Here is a 26,911-nt window from a genome sequence, read left to right as displayed (position 1 = left end):
TCAGTTCTTCTCAAGAAGGTCGTGCGAAACGGGGGTGGGGCCCATCAGGGCCACCAGGGTCTGCGGGGTGAGCAGCATCTTTTCCTTGAACGTCTCGTTCAGCCGCCCGCACTCGATGGTGGCCACGTCCGTGGCCCACATGAGCCGGCAGATCTCCCACCACAGGGCGTAATAGGGGCTGAACCTCAGCTCGTCGCGGCCGCGGATGTAGCCGCCGGCCCAGGCCTGGAGCCTGCGCTCCTCCAGGAAGCAGACCGCGACGGCGAGGGTCTCCTCGTCGTGGCCGCGGATCTCCACCAGACGGACCGCGTCCCCCAGCTCCCGGAGGAACTCGGCGAACGGCCCGGGGTCGTAGTACTTCGGCGAGCCGTTGCGCGCGGCGCTCGCGGCGATCATCTCCAGGAGGCCGAGCAGCCCCGGGTAGTCGGAGCGGTGCACGAAGCAGCGCGCCTGCTCGTCGTACCGGCGCAACTGGCGTGCGTAGTCCCGCCGTACGGACCGTCGCATCGAGGCGAGATACGTCTCGGCGTCGGGCGCCACCCGCTTGCTCAGGGTCCAGCGCGGGACGAGGTCCTGGCGCCTGAAGCCGCGCCCTTCGAGCGCCTTCACCAGCGGGGCGTCGGCGCTGAGGTTGACGAACCCCCATTGGGACGCGCCCAGTTCGGCCGCACGGTCCGCGAACGCCCGGTGCAGGCTGTCCAGCGCCCGCTCGTCGCGTGCCAGCAGGTGCGCGTCCGGGGCGTGCCACACGGGCGCCAGCAGCGCTTGCTCGCCCTCGGCGAGGCCGAGGAGCCCGAGCGGGTCGCCTTGCAGGTACGTGGGCGCCGCCGCCCGCAACTGGCCGTCGCCGTCGCGCACTTCGAGGTAGCGCGGTCGTCTGATGCGCTGGATCGGGTGGTGCTCGTACGCCCGGAGGAACGCCCGCGTGTGGAAGATGGGCGCGTCGAGGTCCGCGACGAGTGCGTCCCAGTCGGGGCCGAGGTCCTGCGCCGAGGCGAGGGAGCGGACACTCAGCTCACCGGCCGCGTCCGCCTCGAAGGGCGCACGTCCGGCGCTCGGCTCGGCCGACACGCCGGATTCGACTGCCCCGCGGTCTTGGGCCGACGCGCCGAGTTCCCGCGCGCAGGCACCGATGGCCTCGGCGCACGCCTCGGCCTCGGCCACCGGGACGGGCCCCATGTGGCCGACCCTGAGCACCTCGCTCTTCCAGCCGCCGCGCCCCGAGGAGACCCAGACGTCGTGCCGGGTCGCCAGCTCGTCCCTGACCCGCTCGGCGTCGGGAGACGGCAGCCGTACGGCGGTGACGGTCGGGGAGCAGTGCTCCTCGGGCGGCACCACGCTCAGGCCCTGGGCCCGGACGGCTTCGCGGCAGCGGCGCGCGGTGTGCGCGTGGCGTCGCCAGACCTGTTCGAGCCCTTCGTCCTCGACGGCCCGCAGCGCGGCGTCCAGGGCGTGGACGATGGGCAGCGCGGGGGTGTACGTCGTGGTGCCGAGGCGGGCGTGTTCGGCGGCCCGGGCCAGGTCCAGGTAGTAACTCCGCCCTCCCGGCCGCGCGGCTCGCTCCAACGCCCGGTCGGAGACGGCCACGAGAGCGAGTCCGGGCGGACAGGCGAGGGCCTTCTGGGTCACCCCCACGGCGACGTCGAGGCCCAGCTCGTCGAAGGCGATCTCCACGGCCCCCAGGCTGCTGACGACGTCGACGACGATCAGGCAGTCGCTCACCGCACGGATGGCGGCGGCCCACTCGCGCAGCGGGGCGAGCACGCCGGTCGACGTCTCGTTGTGCGTCAACAGGACAGCTGAGTACGGGTGTTCGGCGAGCCTGGACGCTATGTCCCGCGCGGACACCACCTGCCCCCAGGGGGCCCGCACCACGTCGACGTACGCGCCGTGGTGCGCGGCGATCTCGGCGAACCGCTCGCCGAAGTAGCCCAGTTCCACCACCAGTACGCGCTCGCCGGGCCGCAGGACGGACGCGACCGCCGCCTCCATGCCGCCGGTGCCCGAGCAGGTCAGCGGCAGGACGGTCCCGCTCGTCCCGAACAGGGGCCCGAGCCGCTTGACGACGTCGGTGAACAGGCCGCGGAACTCGGCCGAGCGGTGGCTGATCATCGGCCGCGTCATCGCCGCGAGTGTGCCTTCGGGGACCTCGACCGGCCCCGTGACGCGGTAGTTACGCATAACAGGCGTCCTCCGTCCGTGCCGGTGCGGCGCCCAGGGCCGACACCAGTCCCGCGCGCACCCGGGCGCGCTCCAGCGTGATGGGCATGCCGGCCATGCGGTTCGACGACATTCCCTCCGCGACGAGCCGGTCGACGAGTGCCGTGTCGGCGTCGGGCCTGCGCCAGGCGGTGGCAGGCATGCGCCTGGTCACCAGGTCGGCCACGAACGGGCCGAGGCCGCCGGCCGTCACCCCGCACGCCGCGCGCAGGGCGTCCAGCGCGGCCTCGACCGCTCCGGGACCGCGCGGGTCGAGGATCTCGTCCGCCCCGGCCGCCTCGACGAGGGGCGCGAGCCAGGTCAGGTTGAGGGCGCACGCGAGGCCGTGGGGCACGCCGAGCCGGGAGGTCAGCGGGTAGGACAGGGCGTGCGCCGCGGTCGTCCGCGTGATGTCGATCGCGCGTCCCGCGTCCGTCGCGGCCCGGCTCAGCGCGTCGCGCTCCGCCGGGTCCGGTGCCGCGCCCGCCTGGCTCAGCACGGGCACGAGACGCTCCAGCGCGGCCACGGCGTGCTCGCGCGACCGCCGGGTCGAGCGGATCGACCACAGGGACTCCACCGCGTGGGCCAGCGTGTCGAACGCGCAGCTCCAGGTGAGTTCGGCGGGACAGGAGTCGGTGAGCGCCGGGTCGACGACCGCGAGGTCGGCACGGGCGTGCGGGGTGTCCAGGGAGACCTTGCGGCCCTCCTGGTAGAGGGTGGCGAACTGGGTCACCTCGCTGCCGGTTCCCGCGGTGGTGGGGACCAGCAGGAGCGTGACCCGTTCGGCCGGCTCGAGCGTTCCCGCGACGACCCGGCCGGCCGCGTCCGCGTCGCGGGGCAGCAGGCAGGCCGCCTTGGCCACATCCAGCGCGGAGCCGCCTCCGATGCCGACGACGAGGTCGGCGCCCCAGGCGTGGCGCAGACGCGCCGCCTCCAACGCCTGCTCGACCGTCGGATTCGGGTGGAACTCGGTGAAGACCTCCGCCTCCGCGGGCAGCCAGGCGTGCACATCCGCCCGCCTAAGGGCTCCGTCGCTCGCGACGACCAGCGGGCGGTGGCCCGCGCACAGGGCGGGCAGCCCGGCGGCCGCCCCCCGGTACGCGGTGACCGACGTGGCACGTCCGCCGTGCGCCACGGTCACGAGGTGCTCACGGCGGGCCGCCGCTCCCGTGCCGGTGCGCCGGTGGCCGCCGCGCGGAAACGCCGCACGATGTCCGCGGGCCCGGTCGAGGCCGTGGCCCTCGGGTGGACTTCCCCGGGGGTGGGCACGACGCGGAAGACGCACAGCACGGGGCCCTTGGCGTCCAGTGCCCGCCGGACGTCCTCGGACAGGGAGCGTGCCGAGCGCGACACGGTCACCGTGCGGTATCCGAGGCCCTCGCCCAGGGCGGCCCAGTCGATGTCTTTCGAGGTCGTGGCCTGGCAGCCGGTGGATTCGTAGCAGCCGTTGTCGACGACGACGTGTACGAGGTTCGCGCCACCCGCGGCCGCCATGGTGGATCCGGTGCCGAGGTGCATCAGGAAGGCGCCGTCGCCGTCCAGGACGACGACGCGCCGCTCGGGGTGTGCGGTCGCGAGGCCGAGCCCGATGGCGCCCGCGTGGCCCATGGAACCCTGCATGTAGAAGGTGCCGTCGCGGTCCTTCTCGTGATGTGCCTGCCGCGACAGATAGCCGGTCGTGGTCACCATGAGGTCGTTTTCGCCGACCGCCGCCATGAGCGCCGCCACCACGCGCGGTCGGGTCAACTCGCCCTCGCTAACAGGTTGTTGCTCGACATTTCTGGACACCTTGCCGATGGCTCCGCGGGGCACCAGGAGGAAGAACGGCCGGTTCTGGGCGCGGGCCTCGGACGCGGCGGCCAACGCGGCCTCCAGTCCGCCCGGTTCGAGCACCGTGTGGGGTACGTCGAGGTTTTCGAGCAGGCGCACGGTGGAGGTGCCCATCGCCGCGTGCTGCGGCTCGTCCTGTGCCGGGTCGGGCCAGCCGCGCATCGTCATCACGACGAGCAGCGGGATGTCGTAGGGCAGCAGCAGCGAGGTGAGCGGGTTGATCAGATTGCCGAACCCGGAGTTCTGGACCAGCAGCGCGGCCGTCCGCCCCGCCAGCTCCCAGCCGGCGGCGAGGGCCGTCGCCGCGCCCTCCGAAGCGGCCGGGACGAGCCGGCCCTCTTCCTCGAACAGTGTCCAGGGCCCGGCCAGATGGCCGCACGGCACACCGGTGACACGCTCCACGCCGTACGCGCGCAGCGCTTCGACGAACTCCTCCGCCTCGATCGGGCGCGTCACTTGTCGTCACCGAGCCAGTGGTCGATGCCGGAGAGGCTGAAGATGTCCTTCACCGTGGCGATGTGCGGCTCGACGCTCGCGGTCGACCCCTCGGCGAGCACGACGGCCCAGGTGTCGCGCACCGCCTTGACGGACGCCCGCATGCCCTGGTTCGCGTAGATCACCATGGAGATGCCCGCCTCCTGGGCCTCCTGTACGGAGAAGTCCGCGTAGGTGGTCGGGACGATCACCACGGGGGCGCGGTGCTGCCACTGCCGCATGAACGAGACGACCTCGCCGGCCTCGGCCGACTTGGAGTGGACGAGGACGGCGTCGGCGCCCGCGTCCACGTACTGGTGGCAGCGGCGCAGCGCCTCGTCGACGCCCATGCCGCAGATGAACGCCTCGGTCCGGGCGATCAGCAGGGTCTCGGAACGGGCCTGTGCCTTCTTGGCCGCTTCGAGCTTGCTGCCGAACTCGTCGGTCTCCAGCAGCTTCTGTCCGGCGTCGAGGAAGCTGTTGCGCTTGGGGAAGATCTTGTCCTCGATGCAGATGCCGGCGACGCCCGCGCCCTCGTAACGGCGCATCGTGTAGGCGGCGTTGAGGCTGCCGCCGAAGCCGGTGTCGCAGTCGGCCACGACCGGGATGCTCACCGCCTGCTGCATCGCGGTGGCCCCGGCCAGGTATTCGGCCATGCCGAGCAGGCTCACGTCGGGCAGCCCCTGCGCGGCCGAGATCTCCAGGCCGGAGGCCCATACGGCGTCGAAACCGGCCTCCATGGCCAGCCGCGCCGACAGCCCGTCGTGGGCTCCCGCCACCTTGACGAGGCGGCCGCTCTCGAAGGCCTCCCGCAGGACGAGCGCGCGCGAGGAGGTCTCCACGTAACTGTTCGAAACCACGGTCATACTCCACCCCTTGCTGAATCAGTTGCTGGATCTCTTGCTGGATCTGTTGCTTCAGTTGTTGAAGGTCGTGAGGAAGTCGGAGAGCCGTCGGGCCGCCTCGGCGAGCGTGTCCGCCTCTTCGGCGACGCAGAGCCTGAGGTGGCCGGGCATGCCGAACGTCGATCCGGCACGCAGCCGTACGCCCGCCTGTTCCGCGAGCACGCGGCACAGCGCGACGTCGTCCCGCGCTCCGTGCGGCTGCCGGCTCAGCGCCTCGGTGGCGTCCAGGCAGAGGTAGATCCCCCCGGCCGGGGCGACGGGTTCGAGCAGCGGGATGCCCGTCATGATCCGTACCGCCGCCTCGCGACGCGCCGCGAGGCCGTCCACCCGCGCGGCCACCGCGTGCGTGTCGCGCACGGCCGCCGCGGCGGCGAGCTGCGAGGTCCCGCACACCGGGCCGGTGGTGTACTCCACGGCGTCGCGCAGCGCGGCCGACAGCTCGGGCGGGCCCCACACCCAGCCGACGCGCAGCCCCGCCAGGGCGTACACCTTGGAGGCGCCGCCGACGACGATCTCGTGGGCCGAGGCCCGTACGCCGCGGTCGACGGCGTCTCCGTACGCCCAGTAGATGTCGTCCGTGATCAGGCAGATGCCGTGGGCGCTCGCCCACTGCCTGAGCGCCCGCACGCGGGGCGCGTCGTAGACCGCTCCGGTGGGGTTTACCGGGCTGTTGAGGAGGAGGGCCCTGGTCCGCTCGGTGCGGGCCGCCTCCAGCTCCGCGGGGCCGACGCGCCATCCGTCGCGGGCTCCGCCGTCGACCATGACGGGTTGTGCCCCTGCGCGCCGCACCACGGCCGGATAGTGGCTCCAGTGCGGCCTCGGCACCAGCACCTCGCCGCCGTGCGCGACGGTGGAGAGGGCGACGAGCAGGCCGTGGCGCGCTCCCGCCGTGACCGTGATGTGCTCGGGGTCCACCGGGGTGCCCGTGCGCACGGCGTAGTGGTCCGCGACGGCGGTACGCAGGTCGGGGTCGCCGTACGCCGGGGCGTAGGCGCTGGTGCGGTCGGAGTCGAGCGCCTTGTCGAAGGCGGCGCGCACGGCGGGCGAGAGCGGTTCGACGATCTGGCCGGACGCCAGGTCGACGACGTCGGAGTACGCGCCGCTCATGCGACGGGCTCCTGACCCCGCAGCGGCGCGAGGCCGACCAGTTCGGCGATCCTCGCCAGATCGGCGACCACCGGGGCGAGCAGCGGAATGCCGTGGGCGGACCGCTCACCGGCCGACGTGCGGCGACGGTCGCCGGGCAGCCTGACGGGGACGCCGGGGACGGCCTGTTCGGCGGCGCGGATCTCGTCGGACATCGCCGCGACCCGCTCACCGATCTCCCGCGCGTCACCGAGCGCGCCGATGTTCACGCACAGGACGAACTGCCCCAGGTCGGCGCCCTGTTCGCCGTAGGTGTGCTTGCTCCAGCTGGCCCCGGCCAGGGGGCCGCAGAGCAGTTCGGCGAGCAGACCGATGCCCGAGCCCTTGTGGCCGCCGAATTCCGTGCCGAGACCGCCGAGGGGCAGCAGGGCGTACCCCTCGCGGGCCTTGAGGCCGGCGACGACGCGCGGGATGTCGGTCGAGGAGGCCCCGTCGGGGCCGACGGCCCAGCCGTCCAGCATCGGCTTGCCCTCGCGGTGCAGCCGCTCCAGCTTGCCCCGGGGGACGATGCTGGTGGCCGCGTCGTAGCAGAGCGGCTCATCGGGGGTGGGCAGTGCGTAACTGACAGGGTCCGTGCCGAACATCGGCTCGGCGGCGCCGGCCGGCGCCACCTGCGGCGTGGCGTTGGTGGTCACCAGGGCGAACGTGCCCGAGCGGGCGGCCCGTTCGGCGTACCAGCCGGCGATGCCGATGTGGTTGGACCTGCGTACGGCGACGGCGGCGACGCCGTGCTCCTTGGCCCGGGCGACGGCGTGGTCCACCGCGAAGCACAGCGCGGGCTGGCCGAGTCCGTTGTGCGCGTCGACGACGCTGACGCCGCCGTCCTCCCGGACGACCTCCGGTCGGGCGTCCTTGTCGATGGTGCCCTGGTGCAGGCCTTCCACGTAGCGGCGCAGCCGGGCGACGCCGTGGCTGTCCACTCCGGCGAGGTCGGCCGCCACGAGGACGTCCGCGGTCAGCTCCGCGTCGTCCGCGCGGGCTCCGGCCGCGACCAGCGCCTGCGTCACGAAGTCGGTGAGGGCCTTACGGTCCACCGTGATCATGCTTGCTCCAAGAGTGCTGTGCCCTGCCATTGGTCGCAGGCCTGGTGTGCGGCCCGTGCCAGTCCTCGCCAGAGGTCGGGCCCTGTGACGGCGCCCCGCGAGGCGGTGCGGGCGATCTGATGTGTACTCATCGGCCCTTCGGGCGGCGGTGCGGTGACGCGGACCGCGACGAGCGCGGTGGGCAGTCCGGCCTCGGCGCGCCGCTGGGCGATGGCGCCGGGCAGCTTGCCCTGCCAGGTGCCCTCGTCGACGACTCCCTCCGCGGTGAGCACGAGGGGGGCCGAGCCGACGGCGTCCTCGGGGTCGGCGATCTCGAGCACGCCGGTGGCCCCGCTCTCGGCGGTCGCGCGGGCGACGGCCGTCAGGCCGAACCCCGTACCGCCGCCTGCGCCGAACCAGGGCTCCTCGAAGCGGCGTGGCGCGTCCGGGTCTCCGGCCTCGGCCAGCAGACGCACCAGGTGGTGCAACGCCCGTACCGCCTGGGGGCGGTTGTGGGCGGTGACGCCCTTCTGCGCGCCGAAGGTCGTGAGGTTGCCGGACAGTGGCGTGCTGACGTCGGCAAGGAACCGCAGGCGGACGCCTGCGAGCCGTCGGCGTGCGGGGGCGAGGTCGACGGCGACCGCGGAGGTCAGGGTCCGGGGGCGCGGGTCGACGGGGTGGCCGTCGCGGTCGACGAAGCGCGCCCCGAGAGCCGCGAGGGCGCCGGCCCCGCCGTCCACGACGGCGGTGCCGCCGAGCCCGATGACGATAGAGGTGGCACCGGCGTCGACGGCCGCCGCGACGATCTGCCCCGCTCCGCGTGAGGTCGCTTCGAGCGGGTCGAGTTCGTGCGGGCGCAGCGCTCCCAGTCCGCACACGCTCGCTGTTTCGACCACCGCGGTGGAGGGGTCGAGCGCGAGCCACTCGGTGCTGCGCGCCCTGCCCCGTGCGTCGTCCGCCGCCGCCGGCCGCCGTCGGCCGCCGCGCACCGCTTCGAGGGCGTCGAGGGTGCCGTCGCCGCCGTCCGCGAGGGGGTACAGCGCGATGGCGGCGTGCGGCCGGGCGCCGCGGACCCCTTCGGCGAGGGCGGTGGCGACCTGCGACGAAGTGGCGTACCCCCGCATGCAGTTGGGGGCGATGACGATGTCGGGGCGGAGTGCGGGCAGGCCGTCGTCGCTCATGAAGCCGCGGGCAGGTCGCGTCGCACCCAGGTCCGCAGGAGGAGGCGGGTGTAGTCCGGGGCGTCCTGGAACTCGGTGCGCCCGTGCAGCACGGACAGGTTGTCGAACAGGGCGAGTTCGCCCTCGTTCAGCTTCCCGACCACGGCCTCGGCGCAGGCGTCGACGGCGGCGTCGAGCGCGTCGAGCGCCTTGCGCTGCCCCTCCGTGAGGTCCGGCACGCCGGGGTGGTCGTGTCCCTGCTCGATATAGCTGCGCAGGTAGGTGATGGACGGGCGGCCGTGCTGGGTGAACAGGACCGGCTTGACCGTGGTCGGCCCGGCCCCGTCCCGCTGGTCGCCTCGCCGGTCGAAGTGGAAGGGTTCCCGCAGGGTGGCGAGCACGTCGTCGGAGAGCAGCCGCTCCACGTCCCGGACGTGTACGCAGCGCAGCGCGCCGCCGTCGGCGGCCTGGCGCACGCAGAACAGTGTGAAGACGTCGGGGGCGGGCAGCGGGGCCTCCGCCCCGTCGGTGTGCAGGTCGCCGCCGAAGCGCGTGTCCGAGTAACGGACCCGGCCGCGCTGGCTGATGCTGGCCCCTCGGTCGCGGACCTCACGTACGAGGGTCCCCTCGCGGTTCTGCGGCATCGGTTCGCCCAACAGGCGGGTGACGCGGACGACCGCCCGCTCGCCCCGCGCCTGTTCGGGCCGCAGTCCGGTCAGGACCAGGACACCGGTACCGGCGTACAGATGGGTGCGGGCCAGCTCGTCCAGGTCGGCGCGCGCGGCCGTCCGGTCCGCCGTCGTCACGTCGTCGGCGGTCAGGTAGTTCCTGAGCTTTTCGCACACAGACACCCTGACAGGGTCGAACCCATCGGTCGGTGAATTGACTTGCGAGGGCGAGGGGGCATCCTCGCCGTCAACTGCTGAAGGAAGCACCTGGAAAGTCTCCAAACGGAACAGGTCCCCCCGGAAAATCGCGCGAAAGAAATGCGCCGCGATGCCGAGAAACCGGGATGAGCGATCCGGCGAAGCCGGATCCGCAGACCTCTGACGAATTCAGGTAAAGCCCGCTTTACACCGCCGGTGCGTCTGCGATTTCACCGGCGGCGGAGACGACCGCGCCGGAACCCGCCGGATACGGAGCGAGGGCCAGCAACGTCAGTGACCAACATCATCTCGAGCTGGACACAGCCAAGCATGCAGGCCAGGCGGCTGTCAACAATTTGTTGAAGGGTAGCTGGCGGCGCGTCAGGGCCGCAGGCCCCCGTCCGCACGTCAGCTCAACTCCCGCACACCCCGGGCCGATCCGCCTCGACGCCCGCTTGCCGCACCCCCCGAACCGTCGCGATTCGCCGCCCCGCCCTGGTTACTGACAAGTAATCATTGACCGTGATCATCACCGGCATATAGGTTCCGATCGCTTTATCCGAACCGGCACCCAAAAAGTGCGGCGGCCGACCGCAGAATTCGGGCAGGTCGCCACAGAGAGAAATCAGGTCCACCACCACGTGGCAGCCTGTCGGAACATGAAAGGCGCTCGTCTTGCCACCGAGAACTAAACCGGTACGCATCGCCGTATGGACTGGCATCGCGGCGGTCGGCGCGGCCGGCTGGTCCGTGCTCGCGCTCTCCCGGGGCGAGAAGGTCTCGGCGATGTGGATCATCGCCGCGGCCGTCGGCTCGTACCTGGTCGCACAGCGCTTCTACGCGCGCTTCATCGCGCGGCGCGTGCTGCGCCTTGACGACCGCAGGGCGACCCCCGCCGAGCGCCTCGACGACGGCGTCGACTTCCATCCCACGGACAAGCGGGTCCTGTTCGGACACCACTTCGCGGCGATCGCGGGCGCCGGACCGCTGGTGGGCCCGGTGCTCGCGGCACAGATGGGCTACCTGCCCGGCACCATCTGGATCATCGTCGGCGTCATCTTCGCGGGCGCCGTCCAGGACATGGTCGTCCTGTTCTTCTCGCTGCGCCGGGGCGGCAAGTCCCTCGGGCAGATGGCCCATGACGAGATCGGCAAGGTCGGCGGCATCGCGGCCATGGTGGCCGTCTTCGCGATCATGATCATCATCCTGGCCGTCCTCGCGATGATCGTCGTCAACGCCCTCGCCCACTCGGCCTGGGGCACCTTCTCCATCGCCATGACCATCCCCATCGCCCTGTTCATGGGCGTCTACCTGCGCCGTCTGCGCCCGGGCAAGGTCACCGAGGTCAGCCTGATCGGCGTCGTCCTGCTGCTCGCCGCGATCGTCGGGGGCAACTGGGTCGCGAACTCCTCGTTCGCCGACGCCTTCGTCCTCTCCCCCAAGACCCTGGTCGTCTGCCTGGTGACGTACGGCTTCGTGGCGTCGGTCCTGCCCGTGTGGATGCTCCTGGCCCCCCGCGACTACCTCTCCACCTTCATGAAGGTGGGCACGATCGTGCTGCTCGCCGTGGGTGTCCTGGTGGCGATGCCGGACCTCGCGGTCGACCCGGTCAGCGAGTTCGCCCACGCGGGTACCGGTCCGGTCTTCGCGGGCGGCCTGTTCCCCTTCGCCTTCATCACCATCGCCTGTGGCGCCCTGTCCGGCTTCCACTCCCTCATCTCCTCGGGAACCACGCCGAAGATGGTCGAGAAGGAATCCCACGTCACCCTCATCGGGTACGGCTCCATGCTTCTGGAGTCCTTCGTCGCGATCATGGCGCTCGTGGCCGCGTGCGTCATCGACCCGGGCCTCTACTACGCGATGAACGCTCCCGCCGGCGTCATGGGCGACACCCTCCAGTCCGCTTCCCAGGCCGTCGCCGGCTTCGGCTTCCACATCACGCCCGACCAACTGGCCCAGGCGGCCGACTCGGTCGGCGAGGAGTCCCTCGTCTCGCGCACGGGCGGCGCCCCGACCCTCGCGGTCGGCATGGCGCAGATCCTCGCCTCGGCCTTCGGCAGCGAGGGCATGATGTCGTTCTGGTACCACTTCGCGATCATGTTCGAGGCACTGTTCATCCTGACCGCCGTCGACGCCGCCACCCGCGTGGGCCGGTTCATGCTCCAGGACATGCTCGGCAACGTCGTGCCCCGCTTCCGGGACAAGGACTGGCGGCCCGGCATCTGGATCGCCTCCGCCGCGGTCGTCCTGGCCTGGGGCTACTTCCTCTGGGTCGGCGTCACCGACCCGCTGGGCGGCATCAACCAGCTCTTCCCCCTGTTCGGCACCGCCAACCAGCTCCTCGCCTGCGTCGCCCTCGCCGTGTGCACGGCCCTCCTGGTCAAGTCCGGCCGCCTGAAGTGGGCCTGGGTCACCGGCGCTCCCCTGGCCTGGGCGCTGGCGGTGACCATGACGGCCTCCTGGCACAAGGTGTTCTCCGACAACCCGGCCCTGGGCTTCTTCGCCCAACGCGCCAAGTACCAGGACGCGTTGGAGGACGGCAAGGTCCTCGCACCGGCCAAGTCCCTGGACGACATGGCCACCGTCGTCCACAACTCCACGGTCACCGGCGTCCTGTCGGTCGTCTTCGCCGTACTGACCCTCGTGGTGGTCGCCTCCTGCGCATGGGTGTGCGTCAAGGCCGTCCGCAACGGCGGCTCCCTGCCGCTGACCGAGACGGAGTACGTGGAGTCGCGGATCCCGGCGCCCACCACCGGCAACGGCAGCGCCACCGGCACCGGCACCGGCACCGGGCGGACGCCCGAGCCCGAGCCGGCCGGCACCGGGGCTTCGCGGTGAGGTGGGCCTCGGTCGCCGCCACGGGCCCGGCCGAAGCGTTGAGCCGCGGCATGACCGTGCTGCGCCGCGGCGTCACCCTGCTGCGCCGCGGCCTGGCCTGGCTGCGTTGGTACGTCGCCGAACTCAATGGGGAGCACGCGTACGAGCGTTACGCGGCGCGGGCGCGCGACGCCCGCCGGCCCGTGCTGCCGCGCCAGGCCTTCGAGCGCGAACGCCTCGACCGCCGCGACCGCGACCCGCTCCAGTACGACGGCTGCTGCTGACCGCTGCCGCGTCGGCGCGACTCCCCCGCCTCCCTTCCCCCTTGCACGCACACCTTTCCCCTTGCAGAGGAGCCGCATGTGTCAGGCGAGGACAGTCTTCGCATCCGGGAGGCCGAGGAGGCGGCACGCGCCGTGCTGCCTCCCGGCGCCCATGACTTCTATGCCGCCGGCGCGGACGAGGAACTGACCCTCGGCGAAGCCGAACGGTCCTGGCGCACCCGCCGTTTCCTGCCGAGAGTGCTGCGGGACGTCTCCCACGTGGACACCTCGCTCGACCTCCTGGGCACCCGCCTGAGCGCGCCGGTCCTGGCGGCACCCACCGCCTTCCACACCATGGCCCACCCCGACGGGGAGGTCGCCACGGCCAGTGGCCTGGCCCGCGCGGGCTCGCTCCTGGTGCTGTCCTCCCGGGCGACGCGGCCGGTGGAGGAGGTGGCGGCGGTCGCGGGGCCCTGGTGGTACCAGGTCTATGTGCTGCGCGACCGCGAGCTGACCGCCCGCCAGGTGGAGCGGGCCGTGGCCGCCGGTGCCCGCGCCCTGGTCCTCACCGTCGACGCCCCGTACGTCGCCCATAAGCCGCGCGTACGCATTCCCCTGCCCCTTCCCGCAGCGGATCCGCTCGCCCGTGCCGTCGGCGTGGACACCCGGACCCGGGACTGGGAACAGGACCCGTCCATCGGCCCGGACGCCATCGGCCGCCTCGCCGGGCTGTCCGGGCTGCCCGTCCTCGTCAAGGGCGTGCTCCGCGCCGACGACGCCAAGATGTGCGTCGACGCGGGCGCGGCCGGTGTGATCGTCTCCAACCACGGCGGGCGCCAGCTGGACCGCGCCGTCTCGACCGCGTCGGCCCTGCCGCACGTCGCGCGGGCGGTGGGTGACACCGTGCCCGTCCTGGTGGACGGAGGAATCCGTACGGGCGCGGACATCCTGACGGCCCTGGCCCTGGGCGCACGGGCCGTCCTCGTGGGGCGCCCCGTCCTGTGGGCCCTGGCCACCGGAGGCTCCGACGCCGTACGGGAGTTGTTCACGGACTACCGCGGTCGGCTCTCCGAGGCGATGGCCCTGGCCGGAGTCGCCTCTCTGGGCGATATCGGCCCCGACCTGCTGGCCGGACCCCCGGCGTACTAGTCGGATCCCACCAGACCGCCAACTGCCCTTTGCATGAAGGAATATAACTCCCGCTTTGGGCTGCCATAAGGCACCCGGCGAGAAGACCGAACGCGGGTAACTCCTTCTTCAACAATCTGTTGACACCCGTCTGAGCTGCATGGTTGGCTTCCAGGCGCCAGAGAAGAGCAGCGCCGCGCGCCTCTCTGAACAGGTGAGGGAACCGCCCCCGGAAGGGCCTTCTCCGCTCTCACCTTCCGCTTCTCAACTGCCCGCATTACCTGCGGTAATCGCGGCTTATCCATTTTTCGGACCACCAAAGCGCCTGCCCGGACCCGCGTATGTGCGAGGAGGGCAGGCAGGGGGAGGACTTCATGACAAATCCCTTCGAGGATGCCGACGGCACCTACCTCGTACTCGTCAACGACCTGCGCCAGCACTCCCTGTGGCCCGCTTCGAGCGCCGTACCCGCCGGCTGGTCGGCCGTGCACGGACCCGCGTCGCGGCAGGCCTGCCTGGATCACATCGAGGCCGTCTGGACCGACCTGCGCCCGATGGTGCCGCAGGACAACGGCGCGGTCTGACCGGCGATCTGGAAGAGGGACTTGTGATGCACACCAAAGGACGCCTGAGGATCGGCTCCGCCTCCCCCATCGGTACGCGGGACATGCTGTCCAGCGAAGTGGCACCCGACAGCGACGGTCTGCTGAAGATCGTGCGCCCCCAGGGCCCCCAGCTGACCGCGTCCGAGATCATCCGCGACCGCCGCGAGGAGTTCGCGGCCGATCTGCACCAGCACGGCGCTCTGCTCTTCCGGGGCTTCGGCACCGCGGGACCCGACGACTTCAACGAGGCCGTCCGGGCCTTCTCCGGGGACCTGCTCGAATACTCGCACCGCTCCACGCCGCGCACCCGGCTCGAAGGCGGAATCTACACCTCGACCGAATACCCCCCGGACCAGGTGATCCCGCTCCACAACGAACTGTCCTGGACGCACACGGCCCCCCGCTACCTGTGGTTCTGCTGTCTGGAGCCGGCTCGGCGCGACGGAGCGACACCGATCGCCGACACCCGCAAGATCCTGCGGCTGCTGCCGGACGGGCTCAAGGAGAGGTTCGCCCGGCACGGGATCCTCTACGTCCGCAACTACTACCCGGACATGGACCTGCCGTGGCAGGAGGTCTTCAACACCGACAGCAAGGCCGAGGTGGAGGCCTACTGCGCACAACAGGGCATGGAGTGGGAGTGGGTCGGCGACGACCACCTGCGGACCCGCCAGCTGTGCCACGCCGTGGTGAAGAACCCGCAGACGGGGGAGCTTTCCTGGTTCAACCAGGCCCACCTCTTCCACCACACCCGCGTCGGGGCCGAGGGCGCGGCCTCGCTGATGGCGATGTTCGGCAAGGACAACCTGCCCCGCAACACCTACCTCGGCAACGGCGAGGACATCACCGACGAGGACCTCGCGGCCATCCGGGCCGCCTACGACCAGGCGCTGTACCGCTTCCCGTGGGAGGCCGGCGACATGCTCCTCGTGGACAACCTCTCCTGCGCCCACGCCCGCGACACCTACGAAGGCCCGCGCCGCGTCATCGTCGCCATGACCGACTCCGTCGACTGCCGGGCCATCCGCACCGAGGAGACCCGATGAAGCTCCAGATCGGCAAGGCCACGACCACCCGCGTCTCGACCGAGAACCTGGTGCGCCGCACGTCCACCCATGAGGGACGCCTGCATGTGATCACCGCGACCGGCGCCAGCGACCTCGCCGAGTGGATCGCTCACAACAAGGCCGAGGTCGAGACGTTGCACGCACAGACCGGCGCCCTGCTCTTCCGCGGGTTCTCCGTGCCCACCGAGGCCGAATTCGCCCCCGTCGTCAAGGCGTTCAGCGGCGGCACGCCGTACATGATCGAGGATCAGAACAGTCACAACCAGTTCGTCACGGACGGCGAGGACGTCTGGTTCCACAACGACTACTGCGACCGCGCCAAGTGGCCCCGGTACCTGATCTTCTGGTGCGAGCTGACGAACGCCTCGGGCGGCGAGACACCCTTCGTCGACACCACACGCGTCTACCAGCAGCTGCCCGCGCGGATCAGGGACCGGTTCGAGGCCGAGGGATGGATCCTCCAGCGCCGCTTCCACCCCGGCATCGGCGTGGACGCGAAGGGCTACTTCAAGACGGACGACACCGGCGAGATCCTCCGCCAGCTGGCGCTCCTCGACGCGTTCGACGTGCGGTGGGACGGAGACGTACTGACCGGCTTCTCCGTCCGCTTCGCCCCGTCGTTCGAGCATCCCGCGCTCGGCATCAAGGTGTGGGGCAACAACATCACCTTCAGCAACATCGCCATGGTCGAGCAGACCATCCGCGAGCAGCTGCTGAGCGACTACGCCACCGATGAGCTGCCGGTGAACACCTTCTGGGGCGACGGCACGCCGATCTCTGCGCGGGACATGGCCACTCTGCGGGACATCTACCTGGCCAACGAGGTGTCCTTCGAGTGGCAGGAGGGCGACGTGCTGCTCATCGACAACATCCGCTGCGTGCACGGCCGCCGGCCCATCCTCGCCCCCCAGCGCGTGAACGTCGGTGTCTGCGAGTTCTACGACCGCGTCAACGCCCTCGCCCTGAGCTGACCTCCGCCCGAGCTGACTTCCGCCTGAGCTGACTTCCGCCCGAGCTGACTTCCGCCTGAGCGAACCTCTGCCTGAGCAAAAGGAACCACGCACGATGACCACGCACGCCGACCCGTCCAGCTCATCCCAGGTGGACGGCTACGCCATCTCGCCCATCCAGCGCCAGATCCTGCGCCGTCACACCGGCGCCGCCGAGCTGCCGCGGGACATCACGGCCCACATCGAACTGCCCGCCCGGATCACCTCCGAAGAACTCCGGCACGCCATCACCGACGTAGCCCACCGCCACGACCTGCTGTGTTCGGACTTCCGGCAGCTCCCCGGCATGGCGGAACCCGCCCAGGTCGTGCGCGGCGCAGCAGCGGTCCGGTTCGACTCCGACACCACCGGGACCGAGACCGGGACCAAGACCGAGACCGGGCCCGCGCTACGGATCAACGAGTCGTTCGAACTGCGCCCCGTCCTCGGCGGCGAGCACGGCGAAGGCCCGAGGACCCTGAAGCTCGCCCTGTCCGGCTTCCTCGCCGACCCGGCCTCACTGGCCCGGTTCACCGCGGAGCTGGCCGGCGCACTCGGCACCGCCGAGGCCCCCGCGGCGGAGGAGTACCCGCGCTACGCCGACGTGGCCCAGTTCCTCGCCGGAGCCGGCGAGGACGCCGAGGCCCAGCAGTTCTGGCGCGCGCTCGCCGACCGGACCGAGGATGTCGCCCTGCCCACGGTCGGATACGACGAAGCAGGCGTGAGCGAACTGCACTTCACGCTCGACGCCGGGGTGAACGCCCAGGTGCATCACCTGGCGGAGCGCACCGGCTGGTCGTACCGGAACATCGTGTTCGGTGCGCTCCACACCCTGGTGCAGCGGCTCACCGGCCGCCCCTCCACGGTCGCCCTGAACTGGTCGGCCCGCGACGCCTACCCCGAGCTGGCGGGTGTCTTCGGCCCCCTCACCTTCGACGTGCCGACCGTACTCGCGGACGTCACCGGCCGGGACTTCACCGCGGTGCAGGGCGAACTCACCAGCCACCTCGAACAGATCGCCGAGCACGCGCTGGCCCTGCCGTCTCTGGACGGCGTACTCCCCGCCGCTGCCCGGCTCCGCGCCGACTTCGGCATCGCGGAGGCCGCCGCGACCCCCGGCGTCACGCTGCGCGTCGAGGACACCGCCACCCATGCCTACGACCTCGCGCTGTCCTGGCTCGACTACGCCCGGGGGACCTGTGTCCTGCGGTTCAGGCCGGAACTCTTCGCCGAGCTGGACATCGAGCTGTTCTTCGAGCGCCTGGAGGCACTGCTGGCACGGCTGTGCTCCGAGCCCTCCGCCGACCTCACCCGGGTGCCGGTCATGTCCGACACCGAATACCGGCGCACCGTCGTGGAGTTCAACGCCACCGAGCGGTCCTACGACGCCGGCACCACGGTCGTCACGCGGTTCCTGCGCCAGGCCGCCAAGACGCCCGACGCCGTGGCGCTGCGCTCCGCCCACGAGCAGCTGACGTACGCGGAACTCGCCGACCGCGCCGGGCGCATCGCCCGCTGGCTGACCGGCCACGGGGTCGGCCCCGGTGACTTCGTCCCGCTGTACCTCGACCGCCGCCTCGACGCGGTCGCCGCGATGGTGGGCGTGGCCCTGACCGGCGCGGCCTACGTGCCGCTGAACACCGCCCTGCCGAGCGCCAAGATCACCTCGGTGGTCGGCCGCATCGAGCCCCGCGCCGTCATCGTCTCGGGCTCCTGGGCCGACCGGCTGGTCCTGCCCGAGAACTGTACGGACGCGGCACTGCTGCGCCTCGACACGCAGCTGGCCGCGCTGCCGCCCGCCGACGACGTCACCTCGCGGGCGGCGGCCACCGACCCCGCCTACGTGATCTTCACATCGGGGTCGACGGGTGAGCCCAAGGGCGTCGTCGTGGCCCACCGGCGGCTGGCCAACCTGGTCGACTGGGTCAACCGCACCCAGGAGGTCACGGCGGCCGACCGCGTCCTGCTGGTCACCTCCTTCAGCTTCGACCTGTCGGTGTACGACGTGTGGGGCTCCCTCACCGCGGGCGCCTGCATCCGTCTCGCCGACGAGACCGAGCTGTCCGACCCGCAGCACCTGGTGGACATCCTGCGCACCGAGCAGGTCACCGTCTGGGACTCGGCACCCGCCGCCCTCCAGCGCCTCACCTCGCTCTTCGAGCTGTGCGGCGACGCGCTCAAGAGCAGTGCGCTGCGGCTGGTGATGCTCTCCGGCGACTGGATCCCGGTCACGCTCCCGGACACCATGAGGCGGTACTTCGACAACCCCACCGTGCTCGCCATGGGCGGCGCCACCGAGGCGACCATCTGGTCGAACTACCACGTCGTGGACCAGGTCTACCCCTGGTGGCCGAGCATCCCCTACGGGCGCCCGATGCAGAACTGCCGTTACTACGTGCTGGACGCCCAGGGCAACCCGCAGCCCACCGGCGTGCCGGGCGAGCTGTACATCGGCGGCGTCTGCACGGCCGACGGCTACTTCGGTGACCCCGCGACCACGGCCGACCGCTTCCTCGACGACCCGTTCGTGCCCGGCGGTGCCGACAAGCTCTACCGCACCGGCGACCTGGTCCGTCACCTCGGCCACGGCGAACTCCAGTTCCTCGGCCGCGAGGACGACCAGGTGAAGATCCGGGGCCACCGGATCGAGCTGGGCGAGGTCGCGGCGGCGGTACGCGCCCACGAGGACGTCAAGGAGGTCATCGTCCGCAGCGTGCGCGAGGCGGACGGCAACAACGCCCTCGTCGCCTACTGGCTGCCCCGGAACGACTCGGCCGCGCTCGATCACTCCGCCCTGACGGCCTTCCTCACCGAGTTCCTGCCCGCGTACGCCATACCGGCCTACAGCGTTCGGCTCACCGAGATCCCCGTCACCGCCAACGGCAAGGTCGACTACGCCGGTCTGCCCCCGCACCGTACGGCCGCCGCCGAGCGGGTGGAGCCCGCCACCCGGACCGAGGAGGCGCTGCTGGCCCTGTGGGAGGAGCTGCTCGGCCACGGCGACTTCGGCGTCACGGACAGCTTCTTCGGTGCGGGCGGCCACTCGCTGGCCGCGGTGCAGATGCTCACCCGGGTGCAGACGCTCTTCGAACGCCGCGTGCGCATGCCGCAGTTCATCGCCGACGCCACCGTCCGCGGCCTCGCCGCCCTCATCGACACCGACGACGCCACGTCCGCCACGCCGCGCCCCGCCCTCACGAGGAAGCAGACCTCGGGGTATCCGCTGTCCGGTGGGCAGAAGCGCATGTGGTTCCTGAACCAGCTGGCGGGCCCGAGCCCGACGTACAACATCCAGCAGTCCGTCGTGGTGCGCGGCGCCCTCGACCACGAGGCGCTCCAGCAGGCGTTCACCGATCTGCTGACCCGGCACGAGGTGCTCCGTACGACGTATGCGGAGGTCGATGACGTCCCCGTACAGCACGTGCTGCCCGCACACGAGGTCGGTCCCGTCCTCGACGTGGTGGAGAGTTCGGCACGGAGCGTGGACCGGCAGGTGTCCGAGGCGGCCCGGTACTGCTTCGACCTGAGCGGCGAAGTCCCGGTCCGGGCCTGGTTGTTCACCGTGTCCGCGGACCACCACGTCCTGCTGGTGGTGACGCATCACATCGCCAGTGACGGCACCTCCGAGGGTGTGCTCCTGCGCGATCTGGCGACGGCGTACGAGGCGCGTACGCAAGGCCGGCACCCCGGCTGGGAGCCGCTGCCGGTGCAGTACAGCGACTACGTCCTGTGGCAGCAGGAGCTGCTGGGCAGCGACGCCGACGACACGAGCGTCCTCAGCCAGGAGCTGGCGTACTGGCGCGGTGCTCTCGACGGCGCTCCGGCCGCCCTCGACCTGCCGTTCGACCGCCCGGCCCCGGCGACGCCCTCCCACGAGGGCGACCAGGTGACCTTCCGCATCGACGCCGCGCGGCACGAGGCCCTGCGCAAGCTGGCGCGGGACAACGACAGCACCCTCTTCATGGTGCTCCAGACGGCCCTGGCCGCGCTCCTCAAGCGGCTCGGGGCCGGTGACGACCTGCCCATCGGCACCGGTGTGGCCGGCCGCGGCGACGAGGCCCTCGACGACGTGATCGGCTTCTTCATCAACACCCTGGTCCTGCGCACCGACGCCTCCGGGGACCCGACCTTCACCGAGCTGCTGGCCCGGGCACGCCGGACGGCGCTCGGCGCCTTCGCCCACCAGGACGTCCCCTTCGACCGCGTGGTCGAGGAGCTGGTCACCACGCGGTCCCCCGGCCGCACGCCGCTGTTCCAGGTCATGCTGATGCTGCGGGACAACGTGGTGACGGACCTGGCGCTCGGTACGGCGTCCGGCACCGTCGAGCCGGTCAACCCCCGGATCGCCAAGTTCGATCTCCTGGTCAACGTCAACGAGACGTACACGACCACGACCACGAGCGGCACCCGCAATCCCGGCGGCCTCGACGTCCTCCTGGAGTACGCCACCGACGTCTTCGACGCGACGACCGTCCAGGGCATCGGGCGCCGGCTGCTCGCCGTCATCGACGCGATGGCCACCGACGCCGACACCCGTGTGCGGGACGTGGATCTCCTCCAGGGCGCCGAGCGGCAGCGCATCCTGGCCGACTGGAACGCCACCGGTCAGCCGCTGCCGCGGGAGTCGCTGCCCGAGCTGTTCGCGGCACAGGTGGCCCGTACACCGGACGCGGTCGCGGTGTCCGCCGTGAGCGGGGAGCTGACCTACGCCCAGCTCGACGCGCGTGCCAACCGGCTGGCGCACCGCCTCGTCCGGCTCGGGGTGGGCGCCGAGACGCCCGTACCGCTGCTGATGGAGCGTTCCGCCGACGTGGTGGTGGCCACTCTGGCCGTCCTCAAGGCGGGCGGTTGCTACCTGCCGCTGCACCACGGCTATCCCGCCGAGCGGCTCGCCCTGGTGCTCGCCGACACCGGGGCCCGGGTACTGCTCACGGATCGCGCCATGGCCGACCGCGTGCCCCGGGGCGACCTCGACGTCGTCGTGGTGGACGCGAACGACGGCCAGTCCCCGGAGCCGGACACCGCGCCGGAACTCGTGCACCACGCCGACCGGCTCGCCTACGTCATGTACACCTCCGGCTCCACCGGGCAGCCCAAGGGCGTCGCCACCGAGCAGCGCGCGGTGATCGCCCTCGCCCTGGACCGCTCGTGGCGGGGCGGCGCGCACCAGCGGGTCCTAATGCACTCGCCGCACGCCTTCGACGCCTCCACGTACGAGCTGTGGGCGCCGCTCCTGAGCGGCGGACGGATCGTGGTGGCTCCGCCCGGCGAACTGTCCCCGCACGGCCTGCGCGCGCTGCTCACCGAGCACGAGATCACCGGCACATTCCTCACCAGCGGTCTGTTCAGCCTCGTGGCGGAGGAACTGCCCAGTGCCTTCGCCACCCTCCAGGAGGTGTGGACCGGCGGCGACGTCGTCCCGGCGGCATCCGTGGCCAAGGTGCTTCGGGAGAGCCCGCGGACGACGGTCGTCGACGCCTACGGGCCGACGGAGACCACCACGTTCGCCACCAGCTTCCGGGTCCGGCGGGACACGGAAGTACCCCGGCCGCTGCCGATCGGCAAGCCGCTGGACAACACGCGGGTGTACGTCCTCGACGAGGGGCTCCACCCGGTCCCCGCCGGGGTCACCGGCGAGCTGTACGTAGCGGGCGCGGGTCTGGCGCGCGGCTACCTCAACCGGCCCGCGTCGACGGCGGAGCGGTTCGTCGCCGACCCGTTCGGTGATCCGGGCACCCGCATGTACCGCACCGGGGACCTGGCGCGCTGGGGAGCCGACGGCGATCTGGAGTTCGTGGGCCGCGCCGACGGCCAGGTCAAGCTCCGCGGGTTCCGCATCGAACCGGGCGAGATCGAGCACGTGCTGGCCCAGGCGGACGGGGTGGGCCGGGCGGCCGTGATCCTGCGTGAGGACAGGCCCGGCGACAAGCGCCTGGTGGCCTACGTGGTGCCCGCCGCCGACGGCACGGTGGACCCGGGCGCCCTGCGCCGCCACACGGCGCGGCAGCTTCCGGAGTACATGGTGCCCGCGGCCGTGGTGGTCCTGGACCAGCTGCCCCTGACGGGCAACGGCAAGGTCGACCGCGCGGCGCTGCCCGCCCCCGACTACCGGGCGGGTGTCGTCGACCAGGAGCCGCGCACCGAGCGGGAAACGGTCCTGTGCGGGCTGTTCGCGGACGTACTCGGCCTCGACCGGGTCGGCGTCTCCACCAGCTTCTTCGCGCTGGGCGGCAACTCCCTGCTCGCCACCAAGCTGGTGAGCAGGGCGCGCGCGGCCCTCGGCCAGGAGCTGTCCGTACGGGCCGTGTTCGAGACCCCGACCGTCGAGGGGCTCGCGCCGGCGGGGGGCGCCCCGCCGGTGGGCGCCCTCGGTGCCCACCGGCGATCCGGCCGCGCCCGGGCCCCAGACCCCTAGGAGACGTGATGATTCCGCTGTCGTTCGCACAGCACCGGATGTGGTTCCTGAATCGGTTCGAGGAGTCCCGAGCCGTCTACAACGTTCCCGTCGCGCTGCGCCTGTCCGGTGCGCTCGATGTCCACGCGCTGCGCTCCGCGCTGCGGGACGTCCTCACGCGGCACGAGAGCCTGCGCACCCTGTTCCCCGCCGACGCCCAGGGCGAGCCCTACCAGCACATCGTGGCGGCGGCCGACGCCGAGCCGCCCTTCGAGGTGGTACGGACGACGCCTGCGGAACTCGACGCCGCCCTGGCCGCCTGCGCGCGGCGGGGATTCGACCTGGAGGCCGAACTGCCGCTGCGGGTGCGGGTCTTCGCCCTCTCGGAGACCGACCACGTCCTGCTGGTCCTGTTGCACCACATCGTCGCGGACGGCTGGTCCATGGCCCCCTTGGCCCGCGACCTGTCGTCGGCGTACGCGGCCCGGCTCTCGGGTGGCGCCCCGCGGTGGGAGGAGCTGCCGGTGCAGTACGCGGACTACGCGCTGTGGGAGCGCGAGCTGCTCGGCAGCGCCGAGGACCCCGGCAGTCGACTGCGCGTCCAGAGCGCGTACTGGGCGCGGGCCCTGGCCGGGCTGCCCGAGCAGCTGGAGCTGCCCACCGACCGGCCCCGCCCGGCGACGGCGTCCTTCCACGGCGAAGTCGCCGCGTTCGCCTGTGACGCGTCGGTGCACCAGGCCCTGCTGGCCCTGGCCGACGCGCACCGCGTCAGCCTGCACATGGTGTTGCAGGCCGCGGTCGCGGCGCTCCTGTCCCGGCTGGGGGCGGGGGACGACATCCCCATCGGAACGCCCGTCGCGGGACGCTCCGAGGAGGCCCTCGACGACCTCGTCGGGTGCTTCATCAACACTCTGGTCCTGCGGACAGACCTGTCGGGCGACCCGAGTCCGCGCGAGCTGCTCGGGCGCGTGCGCGAGAGCGCCCTCGACGCCCACGCCCACCAGGAGGTGCCCTTCGAGCACCTGGTGGACCTGCTCAATCCGGAACGCTCCGCCGCCAGACACCCCCTGTTCCAGGTGATGCTGGTGCTCGAACAGAACGACTTGGGGGCCTGGCGGCTGCCCGGACTCGACGTGACGGCTGTCCCCGTGGGCCTGGCCGTGGCCAAGTTCGATCTCACGTTCACGCTCGTCGAGGAACGCGACGACGCGGGGCGGCCCGCGGGCCTCTCCGGGCAGCTGGAGTACGCCACCGAACTCTTCGACCGGGAGACGGGCGAGGAACTCGCGGCGCGGCTGGTGCGGTTCCTCGGCTCGATGGCCGCGTCCCCGGACGTCCCCCTCAGCCGCATCGACATCCTCGGCCCCGCCGAACGGGAGCTGGTGCTGAACGAGTGGAACGCCACCACGACCACCCCGGCCCCGGCTCTGCTGCACGACGTCTTCACCGCGCGGGCCGCCCGTACCCCGGACGCCACCGCGCTGGTCAGCGGCGCTTCCCGGATCAGCTTCGGGACCCTGGAAGCGGCCGCCAACCGGCTCGCCAGGTATCTGATCGGCCGCGGCGTCGGCCCGGAGCGCCGAGTCGCGGTGGCCCTGCCGCGCTCGGCCGACACGGTGGTGGCCCTCCTCGCGATCCTCAAGGCCGGTGGGACCTACGTGCCCGTCGACACCGCCTACCCGGCCGAGCGCATCGCCCACCTGCTCGGTGACTCGACGCCCGTACTGCTGCTGACCACGCGGGAGGTCGCCGCGGGGCTGCCGGAACGGGCCCGTGCCGTGCCGCGGGTCACCGTGGACGATCCCGCCCTGCGCACCCGGCTCGGCGCCCACCCCGGTGGTGCGATCGCCGACAGCGAGCGGACGGCGCCCCTGCGGTCCTGCCACGCGGCGTACGTCCTCTACACGTCCGGCTCGACGGGGCGGCCCAAGGGCGTGGTGGTCGAGCACGCGAGCGTGGCCAACCTGTTCCACGACCACTTCCGTGCGCAAGGCCGCTACGCCGCGGAACTCGCCGCCGCCGAACGCCCGTACCGGATGGCGCTGACCGCCTCCTTGTCCTTCGACGCCTCGTGGAACCTGCTGCTGTGGATGGTCGCGGGCCAGGAGCTGCACCTGATCGACGACACCCTCCGCGGGGAACCGGCCGCTCTGGTGCGCTACCTCACCGAGGCCGGCATCGACATCGTCGACACCACTCCCTCCCACCTCGAACAGCTCCGTGAGGCCGGTCTCGGATCGGCCGGACACCCCCTGCCGCGCGTGGTGTTCCTCGGCGGTGAGGCCGTGGGCAAGTCACTGTGGCAGCAGCTGCGCGCGCTCCCCGACTGCGATGTGCACAACATGTACGGCCCCACCGAGTGCACGGTCGACTCGCTCGTGGCCCGGCTCGACGACGACGCCGAACCCGTCGTGGGCGAGCCGATAGCCAACACCCGGGCCTACGTCCTGGACGCGGCGCTGTGCCCCGTGCCCGCGGGCGTGCCCGGTGAGCTGTACCTCGCGGGGGCGGGCCTGGCGCGCGGCTATCTCCACCGCCCCGGCCTGACGGCCGAGCGCTTCGTGGCCGACCCGTTCGGGCCCCCGGGCACCCGCATGTACCGCACCGGCGACCGGGTGCGCCGACGTCGCAACGGGCGCGTCGAGTATCTCGGGCGGGTGGACGACCAGGTGAAGCTGCGCGGCTTCAGGATCGAACTGGGCGAGGTGGAGGCGGCCCTGACCGCCCACCCGGAGGTGGCGCGGGCCGCGGTCGTGGTCCGCTCGGCCCGCGCGGGAGCGGACCAGCTCGTCGGCTACGTCGTGCCCGCGTCCGGCGCCGATCCGGACCCGGCGGATCTGCGCAGCGCACTGGGCCGGTCCCTTCCGGAGTGGATGGTCCCGGCCGCCGTACTCGTCCTCGACGAACTGCCCCTGACCGCGCACGGCAAGCTGGACCGGCGCGCCCTGCCCGCACCGGACTTCGGCGCGCGGGAGAACCACCGGGGGCCGCGTGACGCCCGCGAGGAGGTCCTGTGCGCCCTCTTCGCCGACGTGCTCGGAATCGACCGGCTCGGGATCGACTCCGGCTTCTTCGAACTGGGCGGCAACTCGCTCAGCGCGACCCGGCTCATCGCCAGGCTGCGCACCACGCTGGGCGTCAGTCTGCCGGTGCGCGCGCTGTTCGCGGCGCCCACGGTGGAGCAGCTGGCCACGCGGATCGAGCAGGCGGACCGGGAGCCGTCGTCCGGGCACGAGGGCCTGCTGCCGCTGCGCGCGCAGGGCACCCGCCCGCCCCTGTTCTGCGTGCACCCGGTCGAGGGTGTCAGCATCGGCTACGCGGGACTGCTGCCCCACCTCGGTGCCGGTCAGCCCGTGTACGGCTTCCAAGCGGCCGGCCTGGAACGTCCCGCCGACCGCCCGGCCAAGCTGGCGCAGATGGCACGGGAGTACGTCGATCAGCTCCTCGCCGTGCAGCCGGAAGGCCCCTACCAGCTCCTGGGCTGGTCCTTCGGCGGTGTGGTCGCGCACGAGATGGCCGTCCAGCTCCAGCAGACGGGCAAGGACGTCGCGCTGCTCGCCCTCATGGACAGCCACCCCGGCGAGGCCCTGGACGGCGGCTTCACGGAGGAGGACGCCCTGAGGCTCCTGCTCACGTCGGCCGGTGTGCACACCTCGGACGAGGACGTGCGGCGAACCGGCCGCGAGGGGGCGCTGGCCCGCGTCCGGACGGGCCAGGGCCACTTGACGCTCCTCGACGAGGAGCAACTGTCCTGCGCGGTCGACATCTGCGTGAACAACGCACGCCTCATGGCCGAGTCGACGCCCGGCCTCTTCCAGGGCGACGTGCTGTTCTTCAGCGCGGCCCGCGAGCCGGCCAGGACCGGCCCGCGCCCGGCCGACAAGTGGCGGCGCTTTGTGACGGGGCGGATCGAGGAGCACCCCATCGACTGCCGGCACCTGGAGATGGCGCAGGCCGGGCCCATGGCGGAGATCGGCCGGGTCCTGGAGAAGGCCCTGCTGCCGCAGTTCCCGCCTGCCCGCTCCGGCGCTGCGGAAGGGGGGTGA

General features: G+C 72.1%; 16 protein-coding genes. 8 read left to right on the top strand and 8 right to left on the bottom strand.

The window, feature by feature from the left end:
• From IG54_RS42055 to IG54_RS0119360, 8 genes are read right to left on the bottom strand one after another with little or no spacing between them, the layout of a single operon-like run.
• Complete coding sequence (locus IG54_RS42055; RefSeq protein ID WP_051819677.1) at window positions 1–2,181, bottom strand: aminotransferase class V-fold PLP-dependent enzyme; 2,181 nt, start codon at window positions 2,179–2,181, stop codon at window positions 1–3.
• A complete protein-coding gene (locus IG54_RS39300) occupies window positions 2,174–3,340 on the bottom strand; it encodes a phosphonoacetaldehyde reductase (protein WP_051819676.1) in 1,167 nt (388 codons plus the stop codon). Before IG54_RS39300 ends, IG54_RS42055 begins: the two co-directional genes overlap by 8 nt.
• On the bottom strand, window positions 3,337–4,485 hold the full coding sequence (gene aepY / locus IG54_RS0119385) for a phosphonopyruvate decarboxylase (protein ID WP_051819674.1): 1,149 nt from the start codon (window positions 4,483–4,485) through the stop codon (window positions 3,337–3,339). The genes IG54_RS39300 and aepY overlap by 4 nt, the downstream gene beginning before the upstream one ends.
• Window positions 4,482–5,369, bottom strand: coding sequence for an isocitrate lyase/phosphoenolpyruvate mutase family protein (locus tag IG54_RS0119380; RefSeq protein ID WP_030785491.1), 888 nt, complete (start codon window positions 5,367–5,369; stop codon window positions 4,482–4,484). The genes aepY and IG54_RS0119380 overlap by 4 nt, the downstream gene beginning before the upstream one ends.
• Before the next feature lie 51 nt (window positions 5,370–5,420).
• Window positions 5,421–6,515 (bottom strand): pyridoxal phosphate-dependent aminotransferase, encoded by a 1,095-nt coding sequence (locus tag IG54_RS0119375; RefSeq protein WP_030785487.1) that lies wholly within the window; start codon window positions 6,513–6,515, stop codon window positions 5,421–5,423.
• A complete protein-coding gene (locus tag IG54_RS0119370; protein WP_030785485.1) occupies window positions 6,512–7,597 on the bottom strand; it encodes an Ldh family oxidoreductase in 1,086 nt (361 codons plus the stop codon). The genes IG54_RS0119375 and IG54_RS0119370 overlap by 4 nt, the downstream gene beginning before the upstream one ends.
• Entirely contained in the window at window positions 7,594–8,757 is a 1,164-nt protein-coding gene (locus IG54_RS0119365) for a glycerate kinase (RefSeq protein ID WP_051819672.1), read from the bottom strand. The genes IG54_RS0119370 and IG54_RS0119365 overlap by 4 nt, the downstream gene beginning before the upstream one ends.
• Window positions 8,754–9,587: a TauD/TfdA family dioxygenase gene (locus IG54_RS0119360; RefSeq protein WP_158708886.1), complete on the bottom strand. Its 834-nt coding sequence runs from the start codon at window positions 9,585–9,587 to the stop codon at window positions 8,754–8,756. The genes IG54_RS0119365 and IG54_RS0119360 overlap by 4 nt, the downstream gene beginning before the upstream one ends.
• Before the next feature lie 690 nt (window positions 9,588–10,277).
• Here IG54_RS0119360 and IG54_RS0119355 point away from each other — a divergent pair.
• The 8 genes from IG54_RS0119355 (at window position 10,278) to IG54_RS0119320 (ending at window position 26,911) form a co-directional block, all read left to right on the top strand.
• Window positions 10,278–12,440 carry a carbon starvation CstA family protein gene (locus IG54_RS0119355; protein ID WP_234336251.1) on the top strand — a complete coding sequence of 721 codons (2,163 nt, stop codon included), beginning with the start codon at window positions 10,278–10,280 and terminating at the stop codon, window positions 12,438–12,440.
• A gap of 50 nt (window positions 12,441–12,490) precedes the next feature.
• Window positions 12,491–12,703 carry a CstA-like transporter-associated (seleno)protein gene (locus IG54_RS0119350; RefSeq protein WP_030785475.1) on the top strand — a complete coding sequence of 71 codons (213 nt, stop codon included), beginning with the start codon at window positions 12,491–12,493 and terminating at the stop codon, window positions 12,701–12,703.
• A 78-nt stretch (window positions 12,704–12,781) separates the two neighbouring features.
• Window positions 12,782–13,831 (top strand): alpha-hydroxy acid oxidase, encoded by a 1,050-nt coding sequence (locus IG54_RS0119345; RefSeq protein WP_030785473.1) that lies wholly within the window; start codon window positions 12,782–12,784, stop codon window positions 13,829–13,831.
• Between the two features lie 353 nt (window positions 13,832–14,184).
• Window positions 14,185–14,394, top strand: a complete 210-nt coding sequence (locus IG54_RS0119340) for an MbtH family protein (RefSeq protein ID WP_030785470.1) — start codon at window positions 14,185–14,187, stop codon at window positions 14,392–14,394.
• A gap of 26 nt (window positions 14,395–14,420) precedes the next feature.
• Window positions 14,421–15,461 carry a TauD/TfdA family dioxygenase gene (locus IG54_RS0119335; RefSeq protein WP_030785467.1) on the top strand — a complete coding sequence of 347 codons (1,041 nt, stop codon included), beginning with the start codon at window positions 14,421–14,423 and terminating at the stop codon, window positions 15,459–15,461.
• Window positions 15,458–16,453: a TauD/TfdA family dioxygenase gene (locus tag IG54_RS0119330; protein ID WP_030785464.1), complete on the top strand. Its 996-nt coding sequence runs from the start codon at window positions 15,458–15,460 to the stop codon at window positions 16,451–16,453. Before IG54_RS0119335 ends, IG54_RS0119330 begins: the two co-directional genes overlap by 4 nt.
• A 94-nt stretch (window positions 16,454–16,547) precedes the next feature.
• Window positions 16,548–22,886 carry a non-ribosomal peptide synthetase gene (locus tag IG54_RS0119325; RefSeq protein WP_051819670.1) on the top strand — a complete coding sequence of 2,113 codons (6,339 nt, stop codon included), beginning with the start codon at window positions 16,548–16,550 and terminating at the stop codon, window positions 22,884–22,886.
• An 8-nt stretch (window positions 22,887–22,894) separates the two neighbouring features.
• On the top strand, window positions 22,895–26,911 hold the full coding sequence (locus tag IG54_RS0119320) for a non-ribosomal peptide synthetase (RefSeq protein ID WP_030785460.1): 4,017 nt from the start codon (window positions 22,895–22,897) through the stop codon (window positions 26,909–26,911).

This window comes from Streptomyces sp. NRRL S-920 (assembly GCF_000717945.1).
Classification (GTDB): domain Bacteria; phylum Actinomycetota; class Actinomycetes; order Streptomycetales; family Streptomycetaceae; genus Streptomyces; species Streptomyces alboniger.
This window is presented reverse-complemented; position numbering and strand designations above follow the sequence as displayed.

Bases quoted from the DNA above. Each gene is read 5' to 3' on its own strand.
- IG54_RS42055 (WP_051819677.1), bottom strand. From the start codon at position 2,181: ATGCGTAACTACCGCGTCACGGGGCCGGTCGAGGTCCCCGAAGGCACA.
- IG54_RS0119380 (WP_030785491.1), bottom strand. From the start codon at position 5,369: ATGACCGTGGTTTCGAACAGTTACGTGGAGACCTCCTCGCGCGCGCTC.
- IG54_RS0119375 (WP_030785487.1), bottom strand. From the start codon at position 6,515: ATGAGCGGCGCGTACTCCGACGTCGTCGACCTGGCGTCCGGCCAGATC.
- IG54_RS0119370 (WP_030785485.1), bottom strand. From the start codon at position 7,597: ATGATCACGGTGGACCGTAAGGCCCTCACCGACTTCGTGACGCAGGCG.
- IG54_RS0119365 (WP_051819672.1), bottom strand. From the start codon at position 8,757: ATGAGCGACGACGGCCTGCCCGCACTCCGCCCCGACATCGTCATCGCC.
- IG54_RS0119350 (WP_030785475.1), top strand. From the start codon at position 12,491: ATGACCGTGCTGCGCCGCGGCGTCACCCTGCTGCGCCGCGGCCTGGCC.
- IG54_RS0119340 (WP_030785470.1), top strand. From the start codon at position 14,185: ATGACAAATCCCTTCGAGGATGCCGACGGCACCTACCTCGTACTCGTC.
- IG54_RS0119335 (WP_030785467.1), top strand. From the start codon at position 14,421: ATGCACACCAAAGGACGCCTGAGGATCGGCTCCGCCTCCCCCATCGGT.
- IG54_RS0119330 (WP_030785464.1), top strand. From the start codon at position 15,458: ATGAAGCTCCAGATCGGCAAGGCCACGACCACCCGCGTCTCGACCGAG.
- IG54_RS0119325 (WP_051819670.1), top strand. From the start codon at position 16,548: ATGACCACGCACGCCGACCCGTCCAGCTCATCCCAGGTGGACGGCTAC.
- IG54_RS0119320 (WP_030785460.1), top strand. From the start codon at position 22,895: ATGATTCCGCTGTCGTTCGCACAGCACCGGATGTGGTTCCTGAATCGG.